This is a genomic window from uncultured Microbacterium sp., assembly GCF_947632095.1.
In the GTDB taxonomy this organism is placed as follows: Bacteria; Actinomycetota; Actinomycetes; order Actinomycetales; family Microbacteriaceae; genus Microbacterium.
Genome location: NZ_CANROA010000011.1, coordinates 33356 through 53253, shown reverse-complemented (window position 1 = coordinate 53253; position 19898 = coordinate 33356). Strand labels below are relative to the sequence as shown.

Here is a 19898-nt window from a genome sequence, read left to right as displayed (position 1 = left end):
AGCAGGGTCGTTTCCGTCAGAACCTGCTCGGAAAGCGCGTCGACTACTCGGGCCGTTCGGTCATCGTCGTCGGCCCGCAGCTCCAGCTGCACCAGTGCGGTCTGCCCAAGCAGATGGCGCTCGAGCTGTTCAAGCCGTTCGTCATCAAGCGCCTGATCGACCTCGGTCACTCGCAGAACATCAAGGCCGCCAAGCGCGCCGTCGAGCGCACCCGTCCCGAGGTCTGGGACGTGCTCGAGGAGATCATCCGCGAGCGTCCGGTGCTGCTCAACCGTGCACCCACCCTGCACCGTCTGGGCATCCAGGCGTTCGAGCCCCAGCTCGTCGAGGGCAAGGCCATCCAGCTGCACCCGCTCGTCTGCGCCGCGTTCAACGCCGACTTCGACGGTGACCAGATGGCTGTGCACCTGCCGCTGTCGGTCGAGGCTCAGGCCGAGGCGCGCGTGCTCATGCTCGCCTCGAACAACATCCTGAAGCCGTCGGACGGCCGCCCGGTGACCCTGCCCTCGCAGGACATGATCATCGGTCTCCACCACCTCACGGTGCTGAAGGACGGCGCTCTGGGCGAGGGCCGTGCATTCGGCTCCGTCTCCGAGGCGATCCTCGCCAAGGACGAGGGCACCCTCGACCTGCAGGCGAAGGTCCGCATCCGCATCCCGGGTCTGTCCTTCCTCGAGGGCCAGGGCCCTGAGGGCTACGAGAACCACGGTCTCGTGGACACCTCGCTCGGACAGGCGATCTTCAACGCGACGCTGCCCAAGGGCTACCCGTTCGTGCGCGAGCCCGCCGACAAGGGCAAGCTCTCGCAGATCGTCAACAAGCTGGCCGAGGAGTACCCGAAGGTCGAGACGGCTGCGACGCTGGACCGCATCAAGGATGCCGGCTTCTACTGGGCGACCCGCTCGGGTGTGACCGTCGCGCTCAGTGACGTGATCACGCCTCCGCGCAAGAAGGAGATCGTCGCCGGTTACGAGAAGCAGGCCGCGAAGGTCCAGTCGCAGTACGACAAGGGTCTGATCACCGACGCAGAGCGCCGCCAGGAGCTCATCCAGATCTGGACGTCCGCCACAGACGAGGTCCAGGCCGCGATGATGGACCACTTCCCCGAGGACAACACCATCAACCGCATGGTGACGTCGGGCGCACGTGGTAACTGGCTGCAGATCCGTAACATCGCGGGTATGCGTGGTCTGGTGAGCAACCCGAAGGGTGAGCTCATCCCGCGTCCGATCATCTCCTCGTACCGCGAGGGACTCTCGGTCGCCGAGTACTTCATCGCGACGCACGGTACCCGTAAGGGTCTGGCCGACACCGCTCTGCGCACCGCCGACTCGGGTTACCTGACCCGTCGTCTGGTGGATGTCTCGCAGGACGTCATCATCCGCGAGCACGACTGCGGCACGTCGAAGGGCCTGGCCCTGCCGATCGCCGCTCCGAACTCGCAGGGCGAGCTGGTCCGCGATGCGAACGTCGAGAACTCGGTGTTCGCCCGCACGCTGGCAGCCGATGTCGTGGGCGAGTCGGGCGAGGTCCTCGCATCGGCCGGCGACGACGTGGGCGACGTGCTCATCGACAAGCTCGTCGAGCTCGGCGTCGAGGAGATCAAGGTGCGCTCCGTGCTCACCTGCGACTCGGCCGTCGGCGTCTGCGCGCAGTGCTACGGCCGTTCGCTCGCGACCGGCAAGACGGTCGACATCGGTGAGGCCGTCGGCATCATCGCCGCACAGTCGATCGGTGAGCCCGGTACCCAGTTGACGATGCGTACCTTCCACCTGGCATCCGCCGGTGACATCACCCAGGGTCTGCCCCGCGTGCAGGAGCTCTTCGAGGCTCGTACGCCCAAGGGCGCTTCCCCGATCGCCGAGGCCGATGGCCGCATCACGATCGAGGAGAACGACAAGGGCAAGAAGGTCATCCTCACGCCCGACAACGGTGATGAAGAGGTCGTCTACCCGGTGCTGAAGCGTGCAACGCTTCTCGTCGAGGACGGCCAGCACGTCTCCGTCGGTCAGCCCCTGCAGGTCGGCACGCTCGACCCCAAGGAGGTCATGCGTGTCATGGGTGCCCGCGAGGTTCAGCGTTACCTCGTCAACGGCGTCCAGGGCGTGTACCGCTCGCAGGGAGTGCCGATCCACGACAAGCACATCGAGGTCATCGTCCGTCAGATGCTCCGCAAGGTCACCGTCGTCGATCACGCCGACACGACCCTGCTGCCGGGTGAGATGGTCGACCTCAAGCGCTACCAGCAGATCAACCGCGAGGCCGTGGCCGAGGGCAAGCGTCCCGCGTCGGGCCGCTCGGAGCTGATGGGTATCACGAAGGCGTCGCTGGCAACCGAGTCGTGGCTGTCGGCCGCCTCGTTCCAGGAGACGACCCGTGTGCTCACCGAGGCTGCGATGCAGGGCAAGCGCGACCCGCTGGTCGGTCTCAAGGAGAACGTCATCATCGGTAAGCTCATCCCCGCCGGAACCGGTCTGTCGAAGTACCGCGACATCACGGTCGAGGCGACGGAAGAGGCCAAGAGCGAGCGCTACCCGAACCGGATCTTCGCATCCGACGGCGCGTACGCCGAGGGCGACTTCGGTTACGTCGACTTCGACGCGTTCTCGACCGACGACGTGACGCCCGGTACCTACAACTGAGCGTGACTGACTGAAGAAGGCCCCGATTCCGCATGGAATCGGGGCCTTCTTCGTGGGCGGGACTCAGCCGAAGAGGTTGTCGACGATGCTCGCGGTGTAGCCGGTCGGGGAGAGATTCGAGTACTGCGTGTCGATGAGGATGCCGCCGCGCCAGAACAGGGTGCGCCCATCGGCGACCGGGTACAGCTCGTTCTCCCAGGTCTTCTCGCAGCGTGTTCCGCCTTGGCTCTCGTAGCAGGTGAAGTCCTCCTCGGTGACGAGGTCGTTCAGCATCTCCAGAGCGGGTCCGCGCCTCTCATAGGAGATGTAGGTGGCGAGCCCGGTGGTGTCGGCGCGCGGGTCGGCCCACATGCACAGCAGCGAGCCGTCGGCCTGCCGGCCGCCGTTCTCGCCGATCGCGGGGTCGTTCAGCGGGATGCCGTCGAGTTGAGCGAGCACATCGGCGGAGAGGATCGCGCGGCAGTCGTTCGGGATGACGACCGGTTCCTCGGTCGGCGTCGGTGTCGGGGTTGGGCTCGGGGGCGCCGTCGATGGTGCGGATGCCGAGGGCGAGGAGCTCGGCGGTGAAGATGCTTCGGAGGCCGGATCCGCAGGCGCGGAGCATCCAGCGATGCCCGTGACGGATAGGAGCAGGGCCGCGATGAGCGCGGAGCGCTGTGCCTTCATGAGCACACCGTAGCGCGCAGATGTGCGCGGAGGGAGACAGCGGTGCCGTCCCGGGCCAGAATGTGAGGATGCAGGAAACCTCCCCCTCCGTCGTGGTGATCGGCGACGCGCTCATCGACGAGATCCGAGACGGTACCGGTGTGCGCGAACTGGTGGGAGGGGCGGCGCTGAACGTGGCCGTGGGGCTGCGGCGTCTCGGGGTTCCGACGACGCTGATCGCGATGGTCGCAGGCGACGAGGCGGGGGAGCGGATTCGCGAGCACCTCGCCGAGCATGGTGTGGTGCTCGTTGCGAGCGCGGCCCCGCACGGCTCCTCTCGGGCGATCGTCACCCGCACGGCGGACGGCGAGCCGATCTACGTCTTCAATACGGCGGCGCAGCGGCGCAGCATCCGATACGGGGAGGAGGCGCGCGCAGCGATCGCGAAAGCCGACCTGACCGTCATCAGCTGCTTCCCCTTCGACGTTCGCCGCGAGGTCGATGCGGCGATCGAGGCGCTGGCGGGGGCGCGCGTTGCGATCGACCCGAATCCGCGTGCGGGGATGCTCAGCGATCGGGCGGAGTTCGTGCGCGGTTTCGAGCGGGTGGTGTCGGATGCTGCGATCGTGAAGGTCGGTGCGGATGATGCCGCGCTGCTCTACGACGGTGATCTCGACGCTTTGCGCGAGCGGTTGCGGGGGCTCGGTGCCCGGGCGGTTCTTGCCACGGCGGGGCGCGACGGTGCGGTCCTCGAGACGGATTCGGGTGTGGTCTCGGCGCCGATCACGGATCTTCCCGGATCGATCGTCGACACGGTGGGAGCGGGGGATGCCACGCTCGCCGCCGTCGCGGAGGGGCTGATCGGCACCCGCCCGGAAGCGCCCGAGGAGTGGCGCCGACTGCTGGATCGGGCGATGGATGTCGCGGCCGCGACGTGCCGCGCGGAGGGCGGTCTGCTGCGCACCCCCGAATCGTTCGGGGTCGCGAAACGCCAGGCGGAAAATTCTTGATCCCTCGATTTCTTACACCTGGCTCTGACCGGTATGCTTATAACTCGTGCCCCCGGTTGGCTGTATAAGCTGGACGGGTGTGCGCTTGGCAAGTTACCCAAGTGGCCAAAGGGAGCTGACTGTAAATCAGCCTGCATCGCATTCGGGGGTTCGAATCCCTCACTTGCCACCACGACAAAAAGCCCCGCATCTGATGCGGGGCTTTTGCGTTGCCTCGGAGGATCTGTTCGTAGACTGGGGCGATGCGTGCGCTCACCGAGACCGATGTCCGGGCATCCTTCGTCAATGCGACGGAGGAGGAGCTCGAGACGATGGAGATGCCGCACGACTTCCTCTTCATCGACTGGGACTTCCGCGACTTCTTCGCCTGGCGGGATCCCGTCTTCGGCAAACGCGGGTACGTGATCGTCGAGACGGCGGCGAGGGCCGTCGGCATCGTGCTGCGTGCGAGCGAGTCGGGCCGCGCACAGGCGGGTATGTGCAACATCTGCCGCACGATGCAGCCGGGCGCGCAGGTCGCGCTGTTCACCGCGCGTCGCGCCGACAGTGCGGGGAGTCGCGGCGACAGCATCGGAACGCACATGTGCGTCGATCTGTCCTGCCACGACAACGTGCGCCTCGCGCCGCCGCTGGCCCCGAATGAGATCCGGCCCGCGGGCCAGGTCGACATGCGCCTGGACGGCACGCGCCGCCGTATGGAGGCTTTTGTCGCCCGCGTACAGGAGAACCCCGACGTCGCGGACTGAAGCTGGTCTCCGGCGACAGCAGTCATGCTCGATGGCGGAGACGACCGCTTAGGCTGACCGGGTCTGCCCCGCTTCGAAGGAGATGCCATGAGCGAGCCCATCCTGCTGTCCGTCGACGATCACGTCGCACGCCTGACGCTGAATCGTCCGGCCCGGCTCAACGCGTTCAACGCCGATCTGGCCCGGGCATGGCGGGATGCGACGGTCGAGGCGACCTCGCGCGATGATGTGCACGCGATCGTGATCGACGCAGCGGGGCCCTCGTTCTGCGCGGGTGGTGATGTCGTCGAGATGGCGACGACGATGCAATCCGGAAGCCAGCTCACCGAGCTGGCCGGCGTCATCAACGCCGGCATCCGTGCTCTCACCGAATCGGCGATCCCTGTTGTGGCGGCCGCCCACGGCACGACGGTGGGCGGGGGACTGGGCATTCTGCTCTGCTCGGACTACGCGGTGGTCGGTTCGCGCTCGCATCTCGGAAGCCTCTACGCCAACATCGGGCTCACCCCCGACCTGTCGGTATCCGCGCACCTCGCGGCGGCCATCGGCGAGCGGCGCGCACTGCAGCTCGTCCTGCAGGATCGTCTCCTCACGGCGCAGGAGGCTCGGGACTGGGGGCTCGTCGCCGAGGCCGTCGAGGGGGCGGATGCCGGGGCTGAAGCGGATCTCGTCCGAGCCCGCGCCGCGGAGATCGCCCGGTTCTGGTGCGAGGGCGCCGCGGGCGCCTATGGGCAGGCGAAGCGCCTGATCCGTTCCCGCCCGGCCCGAAGCTTCACCGAGCAGCTCGCGGAAGAGGCGCACTCGATCGGTGCGGCCTTCGAGACGCCGGATGCGCGGGCCCGGGTGACGGCATTCGCCGCGGCATCCGCGAAGAAGAAGGCTGAGTGACGAGTTGTTCACAACCGGAACGGCCCACGGCCAGAGGGCGGTGGCTCGTGGCAGGATGAAGGTCACCGCCCGCCGATGAGGAGAAGACCATGGCTGACAGCACGACGCGGCAACCAGAGGGCGCGAACACCTCTCTGCTCATCCGAGGGGCCATCTGGATCGCGATCGGGGCGCTGATCGCCGCAGCGATCGTCTGCGTGGTGTGGGTGCTCGTCGATAACCAGGACGGCATCATCGGCCGGGCGTTCCTCACGATCCTGCTCTTCGTCGCCTTCGCGGGCATCGCCATCCTCGAGGCGGGTCTGTCGAGCAAGCGCCCTGACTGGCTCGCGCTGGCGAGCATGATCACCTGGATCATCGCCCTTCTCGTGGGCGCGGTGAAGATCTGGATGCCGATTCAGTGGTTCGAGGGCGCGGTCGGCTTCACCCGATTCTTCTTCCTACTCCTCGTCGTCGCGATCCTGCAGCTGGCACTGCTGCACGTGCGGCTGTTCACAACCGCGGCGCAGCGCTATGTGACGCTGTTCACCCAGGTCATCCAGTACGTGACGATCGGGCTGCTCATGATCCTCGCGGTGATGCTGATCATCCCGCTCACCTTCACGAGGCTGTTCGAGTACCCCGACATGTACTGGCGGATCGTCGTCGCCCTCGCGATCCTCGTCGCGGTCGGAACCACGCTGATCCCGTTGCTGAACGCGCTGTTCGCACCCAAGCGCCCGTCGGGGTCCATCGGACTGCCGAACTACAGTGCCCCCGCGCCTCAGAGCTTCGCCGGGCAGGGCTATGCACAGCCCGCAGTCATCGAGCAGCCGGTGAACGCGTGGCCAACCTACGCCGATGGCGTCACGCCGTTGCCGGTGCTTCCCGACGGCACCCCGGATGTCAGTGCCTACTACACGGGCTACCCGACGCCCCAGTACTACGGCAACGCGCAGTCCCCTGCGGCTCAGCCGCAGCACCCGGCTCCGGTAGCCGCGGATCCCGTTACCGAACCGCCTGCTCCTCCTGCGCAGACTTCGGCCCCCGGCTCGTTCCCCCCTCCTCCGCCGGCACCGCAGTGAGCGCCGTGGAATACGACGGCGAGCAGCTGCGACTGCTCGCCGCGGATATCGCGCGCGAAGCCGGAGACCTGGCCCGCCGTCGTCGCGCGGAGGGAGTCGCCCTCGCGGCGACGAAGTCGACGGTCGCCGACATCGTCACCGAGGCCGACCGCGAGGTCGAGGCACTGATCCGCTCGCGTCTGGCTGCGGAGCGTCCCGGCGATGGCTTCCTCGGCGAGGAATCGGGAGAAGCCCGCAGCAGCACGGGGGTCACCTGGGTCGTCGACCCGATCGACGGAACCGTGAACTACGCCTACGGGCTCGGTGCTTACAACGTGAGCATCGCTGCCGTGCAGGGCGAACCGCATCCCGACCGGTGGACGGCCCTCGCCGCCGCTGTATGCGCCCCGGCATGGGGAGAGCTGTTCACCGCCGCTCGCGGCGGCGGCTCCTGGCTCGACGGCTCACGGCTCGCCGTCACCCAGGAGACAGCGGCGGGGGCCCTGCTCGCAACGGGCTTCGGCTACGACCCGAGCACGCATGACCCGGATCTCGCCGTGGTGCGCCGTGTCATGCCCCTGGCGCGCGATCTGCGTCGGATGGGGTCTGCGGCGCTGGATCTCGCCTATGTGGCCGCCGGTCGGCTCGACGGCTACTTCGAGCGCGGCCTGCAGCCGTGGGATCACGCGGCCGGCGCCCTGCTCGTGACCGAGGCGGGCGGCCGCGTGCAGCGCTTCGACACCGAGTCTGCGCGACCGATGCTGGTAGCGGCTGGCCCCGAACTCTTCTCACGACTTTCTGCGATTGTGGACAACCACAATTGAGGGTCCGCACATGGCATTCCCAGGAGCAGCCCGGTAGTGTATTTACCTGATCGTTACTTTCGCTGCCCGAACAGCGAACTCCCTTCATGCTGACGAACGACGAGAGATCCGTTTTGCCCTTCGACTCCTCCATGGCTGAGCCTGTGCCCACACGCCGCTCCAGCCGTCGCGCGACCGCGGCTTCCGCGAACCCGACAGGTATCGAAACCGGCTCCGTCGACGCTCCGCGTGCACCGCTGTCCCGCCGTGAGATGCGCGAGCTGCAGCACGCCGCAGAGCTCGCTGAGCAGCGCACCGCAGCCGCGCTCGCCGCCCAGCAAGCGCCCGTCGCGCCCCGAGAGCCCGTCTCGGTCGTCCACGATGTCGCTCAGACGGTTGTGCGTGCGGCAGAGGTCGCTTTCGAGGTCGCAGCGCAGACCGCGCCCGCTCCGGCTCGTGTTGAGACCGTGCCCGCGACAGCAGCCCTGCCGGCCCTCGTCGATGCCGGGTACGAGCCGATGCCCGTCGTCTCGCCCGAAGATTACGGTTCTGTTCTCGTCGAGCCCGCACTGGTGCGCACAGCAGTCGCAGAAGATGCGTTCGTCGCAGCATCCCGTGCCTTCGGCACGGTCGAAGCCGACACGTCGATCTTCTCCGTCGCGAACATGCCGGTCGCACCCGAGGCTCCCCTCGACGAAGAAGAGCGCCCGACCACCCGCGTCGCATTGCGACGCCGCTTGCTCACCCTGGGCGCGACCGTCGGAGTCATGGGCGTCGCCGGCCTCCTCGCCGTATCGATGACGCTTCCCGCTGAGGCCGTGGCAGCCGCTCAGGGTGCACAGCCGGCATCAGCGATGTCGTTGATCACGAATTCCGACGGCACCACGTCGGCGATGTCCGAGGATGAGATTCAGGCGTTCGTCGCCTCGTCTGACCTGCAGAACGACGCCATCCAGCGCTCTGAGGACTTCTCCTCCGAGTCTCTGATCGATCTGGCCGCCGAGCAGGGCATCGCGTTCTCGGATGACCTGTACACGAACGACCCCGATGCGGCTATCCAGTGGCCGTTCAAGGTGGGCGTCGCGATGAGCTCCCCGTACGGAGCCCGTTGGGGCCGCATGCACGAGGGGATCGACCTCGTGCCCGGCGACGGCGCTCCCATTCAGGCGATCGCCGATGGAACGGTTCGCATCGCGACCGAGTCCGGCGGCAACTACGGTGTGACCGTCTACGTCGACCACATTATCGACGGTCAGCTCGTCACGAGCCACTACTCGCACATGCAGTACGGCTCGCTGCGCGTCAGCGCAGGTCAGACGGTCAAGGTCGGCGACATCGTCGGGCTCACCGGAAACACGGGCCGTTCCTACGGTTCGCACCTGCACTTCGAGATCATCATCAATGGTTCGACCATCGATCCGTTGCCCTGGATGCAGAAAAACGCCGGGAGATACGACTACTAGCCGTCTCGTTTTTGAGAATCCGAAAGTTGTTGGTATTCTCGTATAGTTGCCTCGCGGGGCAACAGCGCCCCGATAGCTCAGTGGCAGAGCACTTCCATGGTAAGGAAGGGGTCGTCAGTTCAATCCTGACTCGGGGCTCGCAGTATTCACTTTTTCAGGTGAATCGTCTTGCGGCAGGGTAGCTCAGTTGGTGAGAGCGCACGACTCATAATCGTGAGGTCGCGGGTTCAAGCCCCGCTCCTGCTACAGATTCAAACCCCCGGAAGCCCCGGGGGTTTTGTCGTATTCCGGGCGTGAAAGTTAGGCTCTAGAGGTGACAGGAACGCGTGCCGAGGCAGCCTATTCCCGGGCGCTGGCGGCGTTCCGCGCCCCGACGCTCGATCTTCTGCACGGGCGGCAGGCTCCGTTCGTCGTCGCGGCGCTCATGACGCTGTTCACAGCTGACCGTCCCTCGGTCGCGATCGCCGATGCGCACGCCGAGGTGAATGAGATCCTTGAGCAGCTGCGCACCGGCGGCCATGATGACGACGCACGTCGTCTGCCGGGGGGAACGGGGCGCGAAGTGTGCCGTTCCTGGGCCAAGCAGGGCTGGCTTCTGCAGCAGATCGATGACGATGTCGAGGTCTACCGTCTTTCTGCCCACGCGGTCGAGGCGCTCGAGATCGCCGGTCGCACGGGTGGCGGCCGTACCCGCGTCTCGAACTCGCGCGTTCGCACCCTGCTCGAGGCCGTCGACCATCTCGCCGAGAACGCCGAGTCCGATCCAGCCAAGCGCCTGGAGCGCCTGCGTGAGGAGCGCGACGCGCTGGATGCGAAGATCACGCGCGCCGAGGCCGATGAGCTCGAGCCCCTCGACGATGATGAGCTTCTCGAAGAGGCCGAGAACGTTCTGCACCTGGCCCGCGAACTGCCCGCCGACTTCGCGCGCGTCGCCGAGTCGCTCAAGGCCATGCAGCGCGACGTCGTCGCGCATCTGCGCCGCGACGAGCGCCCGACGGGCGAGGTGCTCCGCGAGTATCTGCAGCGCGCCCAGGACGTCATGCAATCCACCAGCGAGGGGCGCGCTTTCGCCGGCGCTCTGCGCCTCATCGGCGACCCCGATCGCATCGATGCGTTGACCGAGAACCTGCAGGATCTGCTGCGTCAGCCCTTCGCCCGCAGCCTCGATGCGAACCAGCGTTCCGAGTTCGATGCGATCGGTCGTCGGGTCGAGCTCGGCGTCGAAGAGGTGCTCTCGGCCCAGCGCCGCGCCTCGCATGTCATCACCGGACAGGTGAAGACGCATGATCCGCTCCGCGACCGCCAGATCGATGATCTGCTGCGCGACGTGATCGCGGGCATGCACGAGTGGGGTCAGGGCACGGCCGCGCCGGCGCCGGTGGACCCGGTGCGGAGCCTGCCGATGATCGACGTCGGCCACCTGCGCCAATCGGTCGGCGACATTCGCCCGCCCGGCGCTCCCGCGCCCCTGACGGAAGCCGTCGACGTCGAGTTCGTCGACGCCGACACGCGCGCCTGGGGCGGTCCGCGCTACGCGGAGCTCGAGGCCTACATCGAGGGCCTCGGCGGCGACTACGACCTCGCCGAGGCCTTCGTGGGCGTCGATGACGACAATCGCCGCCCGGTGGACCTGCTCGGTCTGCTCGAGATCGCGCACCGCGGCGGGATGAGCGAGAGCGATGAGATTTCCGTCGTCGAGGCTTTGCGCCCCGATGGCACGACCCGACGATTCGCCTTCGGCGCCGTGCGCGCCCAGGCCGCCAGAGAGGAAGCGCATGACTGAGTCTGCGCCCGACGTCGAGACCGAGACGGATGCTGCACCCGCGGCATCCGCGATCGACGCACCCTTCATCGACCCCGTGGCGATGGAGGACGACCCCGATGAGCTGTTCGCCGGTGATCACGGAACGCTCGACGCCGAGGTGCGCCGCGTGCTCGTGCACATCCTGCAGCGTCGCTTCCTCGCCGCGGAGCGGTCGAAGCAGGAGTGGAAGCTGCTGATCGAGCATCAGCAGATCATCGAGTCGCGTTTGAACGACCTGTTCCTGCGTCTGGTCGTCGACCACGGGCGCGGCCTCGCCTACAAACAGCAGGTGCGCTCGGACGAGCTCGAGGTGCCGATCCTGTTGAAGGACCTGCCGTACTCTCGTGTGGAGACGCTCGTGCTCGTGCACCTGCGCACCGTGCATCAGCGGGAGTCCGCTGCGGGGGAGAGCTCGGTGCGCATCGACATCGAGGACGTCGAGCAGAACGTGCTCAGCTACTTCACCGAGGTCGACGGCGGTACCGCGCGCCAGCAGAAGGCCGTGCGCAAGGCGATGGACCGTCTCGACCGCGAGGGCATCATCGATGAGGAGACGACCGGTCGTTACCGGATCAGTCCGCTCGTCGAGGTGATCCTCAGCGCCGAGAAGCTGAAGGAACTGCGCGACTGGCTGCGCGAGCAGGTCGGCGCCGGCCACGACGAGGAAGAGGGCGCGCTGTGACGATGCTCGACACGCTGTTCGGAATGATCCCGGCTTCCTCGCGGGGCCAGCAGTGGGTCGCCGAAGACCTGCAGCTCATCAACTGGGGCGGCTACGACGGCGGCCCGCACCTGGTTCGATTCTCACCGGATGCGACGTTGCTGTGCGGCGGTTCGGGATCGGGCAAGTCCACGCTCATGGACGCCTACATCGCGCTCATGATGCCGCACACCACACCCTTCAACGGGGCATCCAACGGCGGTGTCACGGGGCGTCCGCGCGGCGAGGAGCAGCGCAACATCCTCTCGTACGGACGCGGCAAGATCGATGAGTCGCGCACCGAGGAGGGGACGAAGCTGCGCGTGCTGCGCGGCGATGGAGAAGACACGTGGAGCGCGATCGCGGTCACGTGGCGCGATCATGACGGCTCCCGGTTCACCGCGGTGCGCGCCTGGTACATCCCGGCGACGGCCCGGGTGCTGGAAGACACGGTCCGGGTTCGTGCGACGGTCGCGGATGCCTTCGACCTGGGGCGTTTGGAGGAGGCCGCTGCGCAGCGGCTGTCGGATTCTGCGGTGCGCGGCCTCGGCTTGGAGACTCTCAGCACGGATCGGGAGTTCTCTGCGCGTCTGCACGCGGTCCTCGGCATCGGAGCGGCAGGCTCCGGCGCGAAGGCCATCAGTCTGCTCGCCCGCATCCAGGCGGGTCAGCAGATCACGACGGTCGATGACCTCTACAAGCGTCTGGTCCTCGAAGAGCCGGACACGATGGATGCCGCGGATGCGGTGGTCGCGCACTTCGACGAGCTGGAGAGCACGCGCACGAGCATGCTCACCGCGCGGCAGCAGGTGAATGCGCTCGAGCCCATTCCGGGTATCCGGGCGAAGATCGCGGAGGCCGCCTCGCGCGTCGCCCTGATCGACGAGGTCGGGTCGTTCATCGACGAGACCTCGCGCGCTGCGCTGTGGCGTGCCGAGCGCCGTCTTGAACTGCTGCGTGCGGTGGAGGCGGAGCTGCGCGGCCAGAAGATCACGATCGACCTGTCCCTGCGCGAGAAGCGGGCGCTGGCGGATGCTGCCGACGTCGAGCGCGACGGTCTGCTCGACCTGCTGCGCCAGTCCGGCGGCGACCGTCTCGAGACCGCGCAGCGCGAGCTGCGCCGGGTCTCGGCGCGCCTGACGGATGTCGAACGCGAGCGCGCCCGTTTCGACGAGGTGTCCGCGGGGCTGGGCGTATCGGTGACGACCGTCGATGAGTTCGATGAGCTCATGGTGAAGGTCGCTCAGGGCATCGCCGAGGCCGATGGCCGTCGCACGGCCCGGGCGATGTTCGCGGAGGCGGAGACGGATCGTCGCCGCGCGTTCACCGCGCATGCCAAGCTGCAGGCCGAGCGCGATCGTGTCACGCAGATGCGCGGCAGCATCCCACCGGCCCTCGACGATTCGCGGGCGCTGCTCGCGGAAGCCGCGGGCCTTGATCCTGCGGACCTGCCGTTCGTGGGCGAGCTGATCGAGGTGCGCACCGAGCACGAGCCGTGGCGCGATGCGTTCAACCTCGCACTCGGCGGCTTCGCGACCACGCTGCTGATCGACGACGAGCACATCGACCGGTTCCGCGCGGCGATCAACGCGGTGCGCACGCCGGTGCGCCTGCGGTTCGAGGGAGTGCAGACGGGGCTGGCGGAATCTCCGAGCACCGACGAGCGCACACTGCCCGGGCGCCTGGACTACCGAGGCTCCCGGTTCACCGGATGGCTGCAGCAACGGCTCGAAGAGCGCTTCGGCTTCGTGTGCGTCGACAGCTCGGCGCAGCTCGGAGCTCACGCGATGGCTCTGACGATCACGGGTCAGCTGACGCAGGGCAGCCGGGGCGCACACGGCGGACAGGGGCGCGCGAACGTTCTCGGCTTCTCGAACCAGCGCCGACTGCACGAGATCGATGAGCAGCTCACCGCCCTCACCCGCGAGGTCGATGCGGCGACGAGCGCGGCCCGCGACGCGGAGAAGGATCTCGACGGCGTCGAGAACCGCATGACGATCTACGCGCGCCTGCGCGAGATCACCTGGGAGCAGATCGACGTCGCAGCGGTTCGTGCCGAGCACGAGCGCTGGGCGGGTGTCGAGGCCGAGGTCACGACGGCGAGCCCGGAGATCGCCGATCTGAAGGACCGCGCCGAACAACTGAAGAAGAAGGCCGCCGCGCTGCGCGCCGACATCGCGCGTGCCCAGGTCGAGGCCGAGAGCGTCGAGCAGCGTTGGGGCGATGTCGTCGACGACGTCGACGCCTGCCAGATCATCATCGATCGCGCGATCGATGCGGAGCTGTCGATCAGCGGCGAGCAGATGCGGTTCCTCGATGAGCGCTTCATGCTGACGGATGCTGCGGGGGCAGCCGCACCCACCGCCGAACTCGCCCGCCTCGACCTGGCGTTGAAGACCGCCGCGCAGCGTCTCGCGGACGATCGCGCTGCCGCTGTGGACACGCATCACGAGCAGCGCGAGAGCCTGCGCCGCCTGATGCAGGCGTTCCTCGAGCGCTGGCCAAACCTCAATCTGCTGCCCGACCCCGACGCATCCGTCGATGAGTTCGAGGGCATTCTCGAAGCGCTCAAGACCAACGGCCTGCACGAGCTCGAGCGCGAGTGGCGCGACAGCCTCATCAAACTGTCCGGCAACGATCTGACGAGTCTCGACTCCACGCTCAGCCGGGCGCTGCGCGAGATCCGTGAGCGCATCGAGCCGATCAACGCGATCATGCGCGAACTGGCGTTCTACGATGACGAGCACCGTCTGCAGATCACTCCGCGCGAGAACCAGTCCGAGGCGCGCAAGCGCTTCCGCCGCGAGCTGCGCGAGGTGCGCGGGCTCATCGACACGGCATCCACCGATGATCAGCGCGAGAACGCCTACCGGCGCATGAGCCGTCTGATCGGGCGGATGCGACGGACGGCACCCGACTTCGCCGAGCTCATCGATGTGCGAAACCACGTGCGCGTCAGCGCCGAGCGCATCCAGGCCGTCACCCGCCAGCATGTGGCGCTCTACGATCACATCGGCGAGAAGTCCGGTGGCGAGTCGCAGGAGCTCGTCGCCTTCATCGTCGGTGCGGCCCTGCGCTATCAGCTGGGCGATGCGGGCGCAGCCCGCCCCCGTTATGCCCCGGTGTTCATGGATGAGGCCCTCATCAAGGCCGACGCGCACTTCACCAAGCGTGCGATCGGCGCCTGGCGGGGGCTCGGTTTCCAGCTCGTGATCGGCGCTCCGAACGACAAGTACAGCGCGATCGAACCCCACGTCGACGTCGAGTACGACATCCTCAAGGACACTCGCGGCCGTTCCTGGGCCAAGCCGAAGGTCGCGCTTCCCGCTGACGCGTGACCGTCAGCGGGTCGTGCGCCCGAAGCTGCGCAGCCGCAGGCTGTTGCCGACGACGAACACGCTCGAGAACGCCATCGCGGCGCCCGCGAGCATGGGGTTTAGCATGCCGAGGGCGGCGACCGGAATGGCGGCGACGTTGTAGGCGAAGGCCCAGAAGAGGTTCGTCTTGATCGTGCCGAGCGTTCGGCGGGACAGACGGATCGCATCCACCGCGCTGCGCAGGTCACCGCGCACGAGCGCGATGTCCGCGGCTTCGATCGCGACATCCGTGCCGGTCCCCATCGCAAGACCGAGATCCGCGCGAGCGAGGGCCGGGGCGTCGTTCACGCCGTCGCCGATCATGGCGACGACCGCGCCCTCCGACTGCAAACGCGTGACCACGTCGACCTTGTCCTGGGGGAGCACCTCGGCGATCACCTCGTCGATCCCGACCTCGGCGGCGATGCGGCGCGCGACCGACGCGTTGTCGCCCGTGAGCAGGATGGGACGAAGGCCCAGCTCCCGCAGGTCGCGGATGGCCTCCGCGCTGGTCGGCTTCACCGCGTCGGCGATGACGAGAGCTCCGCGCGCAGCGCCGTCCCATGCGACGGCGACGACCGTCTTCCCCGAGGACTCGGCATCGGCCTTCGCCGCCGCGACCTCAGGCGACAGCGCCAGCGACCAGTCCGCGAGGAGTGATTCGCGCCCCACGATGACGCTGCGCCCCTCGACGAGGCCCTGCACGCCGCGACCCTCGATGTTCGAGAAATCCGAGACCGGTGGCAGCGGAGCGCTCGCCGCGGAGGCGATGGCGCGGGCGATCGGATGCTCCGAGGCGTTCTCGAGCGCCCCCGCCAGTCGCAGCAGCTCCTCCGGGTCCGTTCCCTCCTCGCTGAGGACACCGTCGAGGGTCATCCGCCCCGCGGTGACGGTGCCGGTCTTATCCAGCAGAACGGTGTCGACCGCGCGGGTCGATTCGAGCACCTCGGGGCCCTTGATGAGGATGCCCATCTGCGCGCCGCGGCCGGTGCCGACGAGCAGCGCCGTCGGGGTGGCGAGCCCGAGCGCGCACGGGCAGGCGATGACGAGCACGGCCACGGCCGCGGTGAACGCGGCGGATGGCGGATACCCGGCGACGAGCCACCCGCCGAGGGCCACCACGGCGATCATGAGCACGATCGGCACGAAGACGCCCGAGATACGGTCGGCGAGGCGTTGCACCTCGGCCTTCCCGGTCTGGGCCTCCTCGACGAGCTTCGCCATCTGAGCCAGCTGCGTATCCGCACCGATCCGGGTCGCCCGTATGAGCAGGCGTCCGCTCGTGTTCACGGTCGCACCGGTCACGGCATCCCCGGCGGTCACCTCCACGGGTACCGACTCGCCGGTCAGCAGCGAAGCATCCACCGCGGATGCCCCTGAGACGACGATGCCGTCCGTCGCGAGCTTCTCGCCCGGGCGGACGAGGAACTCATCGCCGACGCGCAGGTCCTCGATGGGGATCGCCGTCTCGACGCCGTCGCGGAGCACCGCGACGTCCTTGGCGCCGAGCTGGAGCAGAGCGCGCAGCGCGGCACCCGCCTGCCTCTTGGAACGCTTCTCGAAGTAGCGGCCGGCGAGCACGAACATCGTCACCCCGGCGCCGACCTCGAGGTAGATGTTTCCGGCGCCGTCCGAGCGCGACAGCGCGAACTCGAACCCGTGGGTCATGCCGAGCATCCCCGCGGTGCCGAAGAACAGCGCGTACAACGACCAGAGGAAGGCGGCGAGCGTGCCCATCGAGATGAGCGTGTCCATGGTGGCGGCCCCGTGACGCAGGTTGATCCAGGCGGCGCGGTGGAACGGCCACGCGCCCCACAGGATCACCGGGGTGGCGAGGACGAGCGAGACCCACTGCCAGCCGATGAATTGCGCAGGAGGAACCATCGCCATCACGATCACCGGAACCGTCAGAGCGATGGAGACGATCAGGCGCCGGCGCAGCGACCGCAGCTCGGGGTCCTCGCCCTCATCGGCCTTCACGGGTGCGGGAAGCGCAGCGGAGTAGCCGGCCTTCTCGACCTCGGCGATGAGGAGCGCGGGCTCGATGCCCGACGCTGACCGCACCGAAGCCTTCTCCGTCGCATAGTTGACGGTCGCGCTCACGCCATCGATTTTGTTCAGCTTGCGCTCGATGCGATTGGCGCAGGAGGCGCACGTCATGCCGCCGATCGCGAGTTCGACATCATTCACCGTGGACATGCCGGCTCCGTCAGATCCGGGCGGCGGTGTATCCCGCCTCGTCGACGGCCGCGATGACCGCCTCGTCGGAGACCGGAGCGGATGCCGTGATGATGAGGCGGCCGTCCTGGGCACTCACCTCGACGCCCTCGACACCGTCGATCTCGGAGACCTCTTCGCGGACGGACATCTCGCAGTGACCGCAGGTCATCCCGGTCACCAGGAAAACACTCGTGCTGCTCATGCTGACTTCCTCTCGTCGGAACGCGGGGCGTTCACCAACGACAACAGGATACCCCCGGGGGGTATTCCTAGGCCCGCAGCACAATGTCGAGCGTCACACGCGCGCTGAAGCGCAGGGACTCCACCGGCACGCATTCATCGACCGCGTGGAACTGCCCGTACACATCGAAATCATCCGGCACGCGCAGCGGCACGAAACCGTATCCGTGCACGCCCAGCCGCGAGAAATGCTTGTTATCGGTGGAGGCCGGAAGCAAGTAGGGCACGACCACGCCCTCCGGATCCTCCGCCGCGATCGCCGCCGTGACAGCATCCACCAGAGGCCCCTCCAACGGTGCTGCGATCGGCGGGATCATCCGCAGCCACTCGACCTCGACGCCATCACCCGCAAGGTCGATGATCCCGTCCCGCAGAGCGTCCGCGCCCTCCGGCAACGAACGCAGATCGAGAAGCGCCGATGCGTCACCCGGGATGATGTTGATCTTTCCGCCGGCATCCAGAACCGTCGGCGCGGCCGTGTTCCGCGCAGCCGCACCGATCACGCGCCCGACGAAACCGAGCTCGTCCAGTTCGGCATCCAGATCCTCATCCGTGAACGTCGTCCCACGGGCCTCGCCGAACGCCTCGAGGAAACGAGCCAGCGCCGGCGTGCGCACGACGGGGAACCGGTGCGCGCCGATCCGTGCCACGGCGCCGGCCAGGCGGGGGACAGCGTCGCTCGGCAGGGGGCGGGACGCATGTCCGGCGGCGCCTCGGGCCGTCAGCCGAGCCCCTCCGACGCCCTTCTCCGCCGTCGCCAGAAGGTAGGCGCGGCGATCCTGCGCGAGCGGCACGGAGAACCCGCCGACCTCGCTGATCGCCTCGGTCGCGCCCGCGAACAGCTCGGGCCGGTTGTCGACGAGCCAGGACGCGCCCCAGACGCCGCCGCTCTCCTCATCCGCGAGGAACGCGAAGATGAGGTCGCGCTGCGGCCGGATCCCCTCGCGCGCGAGGTGGCGGGCCACCGCGAGGATGACACCGGCGAAGTCCTTCATGTCGACGGCGCCGCGTCCGTAGAGCAGCCCGTCCACGATCTCCGCGCCGAAGGGATCATGCGTCCAGTCCTCGGCCTGCACGGGAACGACATCCAGGTGGGCATGGACGATGAGCGCTCCGGCATCCGGATCCGAGCCGGCGATACGGGAGATCACGCTGCCGCGGCCCGGAAGCGGCTCGACGAAGACCGTCGAGAGACCGACCTCCTCGAGCGCTGCCTGCACGTAGCGTGCGGCGCGCGTCTCGCCATCGCCGATGGTAGCGATGTCCCCGGTGTTGACGCTGTCGATGCGGATCAGGGCGCGGACGAAGTCGACGGCCTCTTCTTCGAGATGAGTCACACCCCCAGAGTAGGCGCGTCCGCGTGAGGAGATTACGCGCCGTTACCGAATCCCCACGGCGGGGGAGCGCGGCGTGGTTCACTCGCTCTCGTGAACAACTCCCGTGTGAAGAAGCTCCTGTCCGTCGTCGGCATCCTGGCAACCGGTGCTCTGGCACTGTCGATGACGGCGTGCGCAGGTGCAGGCGGCGACGCCGACTCCGACCGGATCGTGCTCGTCGCGAACGACGGCGTCGAAGCGCACTGGACGCTGATGAAGGACATCCTCGCGGACGACGGCATCGAGCTCGAGGTTCGCACGATCACCGACGGCGTTCAGCTGAACCAGGCGGTGCAGAACGGCGACGCCGACATCAACCTGTTCCAGCACCTCATCTACCTCGCCGACTTCAACGTCAGCAACAACGGCACGCTCGTCCCGGCCGGAGCGACGGCCGTCTACCCGCTGGGCCTGTACTCCGAGAAGTACGCCTCAGCAGACGAGATCCCCGCGGGGGCGACCATCGCCATCCCCAACGACGCGACCAACCTCTCGCGCGGGCTGCTGAACCTGCAGGCCGTCGGCCTGCTCGAGCTCGCCGACGGCGGCAACGCGTACTCCTCCCAGGCGGACATCGTCGAAAGCTCCGTGGAGATCTTCCCCGTCGACCCGAACCAGACGGTCACGGCGCTGAAGGACGGCAGCGCGGATGCTGCGATCATCAACAACACGCAGGCGCAGAAGGGCGGACTCGGCGACGACGAGATGATCTACAAGGAGGACGTCGACGACCCGGCGCTCGCCCCGTACATCAACATCTTCGCCGTCACCGCCGACAACGCCGACGACCCGCGGTGGGCGAAGGTGCTCGAGGCCTACCACTCGGCCCAGGTCCAGGCATCCGTCACCGAATTGAACGACGGCAACCTCGTCTTCACACAGGACTGGAGCGTCGCCGATCTGCAGGCCGAGCTCACCGACCTGCAGGAGAAGCTGGCGGCGATCAAGTAACCGCCGAGGAC

15 protein-coding genes and 3 tRNA genes are annotated in these 19898 nt (G+C 67.8%); 14 read left to right on the top strand and 4 right to left on the bottom strand.

Annotation, left to right across the window (positions count from 1 at the left end; genetic code table 11):
• The coding region (gene rpoC, locus Q0Z66_RS05180) for a DNA-directed RNA polymerase subunit beta' (RefSeq protein ID WP_298038536.1) at nt 1-2642 on the top strand (2642 nt) is incomplete at its 5' end.
• A 63-nt stretch (nt 2643-2705) separates the two neighbouring features.
• Here rpoC and Q0Z66_RS05175 read toward each other — a convergent pair.
• Nucleotides 2706-3308 (bottom strand): hypothetical protein, encoded by a 603-nt coding sequence (locus Q0Z66_RS05175; RefSeq protein WP_298038534.1) that lies wholly within the window; start codon nt 3306-3308, stop codon nt 2706-2708.
• A 68-nt stretch (nt 3309-3376) separates the two neighbouring features.
• Here Q0Z66_RS05175 and Q0Z66_RS05170 point away from each other — a divergent pair, with 68 nt between their 5' ends.
• The 12 genes from Q0Z66_RS05170 (at nt 3377) to Q0Z66_RS05115 (ending at nt 15082) form a co-directional block, all read left to right on the top strand.
• The gene (locus Q0Z66_RS05170) at nt 3377-4297 is read left to right on the top strand and encodes a PfkB family carbohydrate kinase (protein ID WP_298038532.1); all 921 of its coding nucleotides are present in this window, start codon (nt 3377-3379) and stop codon (nt 4295-4297) included.
• Between the two features lie 87 nt (nt 4298-4384).
• Nucleotides 4385-4469, top strand: a tRNA-Tyr gene (locus Q0Z66_RS05165).
• 70 nt (nt 4470-4539) lie between these two features.
• Nucleotides 4540-5043: an FBP domain-containing protein gene (locus tag Q0Z66_RS05160; RefSeq protein ID WP_298038531.1), complete on the top strand. Its 504-nt coding sequence runs from the start codon at nt 4540-4542 to the stop codon at nt 5041-5043.
• Nucleotides 5044-5130: 87 nt separating this feature from the next.
• The gene (locus Q0Z66_RS05155; RefSeq protein WP_298038529.1) at nt 5131-5931 is read left to right on the top strand and encodes an enoyl-CoA hydratase/isomerase family protein; all 801 of its coding nucleotides are present in this window, start codon (nt 5131-5133) and stop codon (nt 5929-5931) included.
• Nucleotides 5932-6020: 89 nt separating this feature from the next.
• Nucleotides 6021-6995, top strand: a complete 975-nt coding sequence (locus Q0Z66_RS05150) for a hypothetical protein (protein ID WP_298038527.1) — start codon at nt 6021-6023, stop codon at nt 6993-6995.
• Entirely contained in the window at nt 6992-7798 is an 807-nt protein-coding gene (locus tag Q0Z66_RS05145) for an inositol monophosphatase family protein (protein WP_298038526.1), read from the top strand. The genes Q0Z66_RS05150 and Q0Z66_RS05145 overlap by 4 nt, the downstream gene beginning before the upstream one ends.
• A gap of 131 nt (nt 7799-7929) precedes the next feature.
• Nucleotides 7930-9240: a M23 family metallopeptidase gene (locus tag Q0Z66_RS05140; protein WP_298038524.1), complete on the top strand. Its 1311-nt coding sequence runs from the start codon at nt 7930-7932 to the stop codon at nt 9238-9240.
• Nucleotides 9241-9306: 66 nt separating this feature from the next.
• A tRNA-Thr gene (locus Q0Z66_RS05135) sits at nt 9307-9378 on the top strand.
• Between the two features lie 34 nt (nt 9379-9412).
• Nucleotides 9413-9486 (top strand) — tRNA-Met (locus Q0Z66_RS05130).
• Nucleotides 9487-9553: 67 nt separating this feature from the next.
• Nucleotides 9554-11023, top strand: a complete 1470-nt coding sequence (locus tag Q0Z66_RS05125; RefSeq protein WP_298038523.1) for a DUF3375 domain-containing protein — start codon at nt 9554-9556, stop codon at nt 11021-11023.
• On the top strand, nt 11016-11726 hold the full coding sequence (locus tag Q0Z66_RS05120; protein ID WP_298038522.1) for a DUF4194 domain-containing protein: 711 nt from the start codon (nt 11016-11018) through the stop codon (nt 11724-11726). Before Q0Z66_RS05125 ends, Q0Z66_RS05120 begins: the two co-directional genes overlap by 8 nt.
• A complete protein-coding gene (locus Q0Z66_RS05115) occupies nt 11723-15082 on the top strand; it encodes an ATP-binding protein (RefSeq protein WP_298038521.1) in 3360 nt (1119 codons plus the stop codon). Before Q0Z66_RS05120 ends, Q0Z66_RS05115 begins: the two co-directional genes overlap by 4 nt.
• Nucleotides 15083-15085: 3 nt before the next feature.
• Here Q0Z66_RS05115 and Q0Z66_RS05110 read toward each other — a convergent pair whose 3' ends face one another.
• The 3 genes from Q0Z66_RS05110 to Q0Z66_RS05100 all read right to left on the bottom strand — a co-directional run bounded on the left by Q0Z66_RS05110 (nt 15086) and on the right by Q0Z66_RS05100 (nt 18897).
• Nucleotides 15086-17299 (bottom strand): cation-translocating P-type ATPase, encoded by a 2214-nt coding sequence (locus Q0Z66_RS05110; protein ID WP_298038519.1) that lies wholly within the window; start codon nt 17297-17299, stop codon nt 15086-15088.
• A 10-nt stretch (nt 17300-17309) separates the two neighbouring features.
• Entirely contained in the window at nt 17310-17522 is a 213-nt protein-coding gene (locus tag Q0Z66_RS05105) for a heavy-metal-associated domain-containing protein (protein ID WP_298038517.1), read from the bottom strand.
• Between the two features lie 67 nt (nt 17523-17589).
• Entirely contained in the window at nt 17590-18897 is a 1308-nt protein-coding gene (locus Q0Z66_RS05100) for a M20/M25/M40 family metallo-hydrolase (RefSeq protein WP_298038515.1), read from the bottom strand.
• A 90-nt stretch (nt 18898-18987) separates the two neighbouring features.
• Here Q0Z66_RS05100 and Q0Z66_RS05095 point away from each other — a divergent pair, with 90 nt between their 5' ends.
• The gene (locus tag Q0Z66_RS05095) at nt 18988-19887 is read left to right on the top strand and encodes a MetQ/NlpA family ABC transporter substrate-binding protein (protein WP_298038513.1); all 900 of its coding nucleotides are present in this window, start codon (nt 18988-18990) and stop codon (nt 19885-19887) included.
• Nucleotides 19888-19898: the final 11 nt, after the last annotated feature.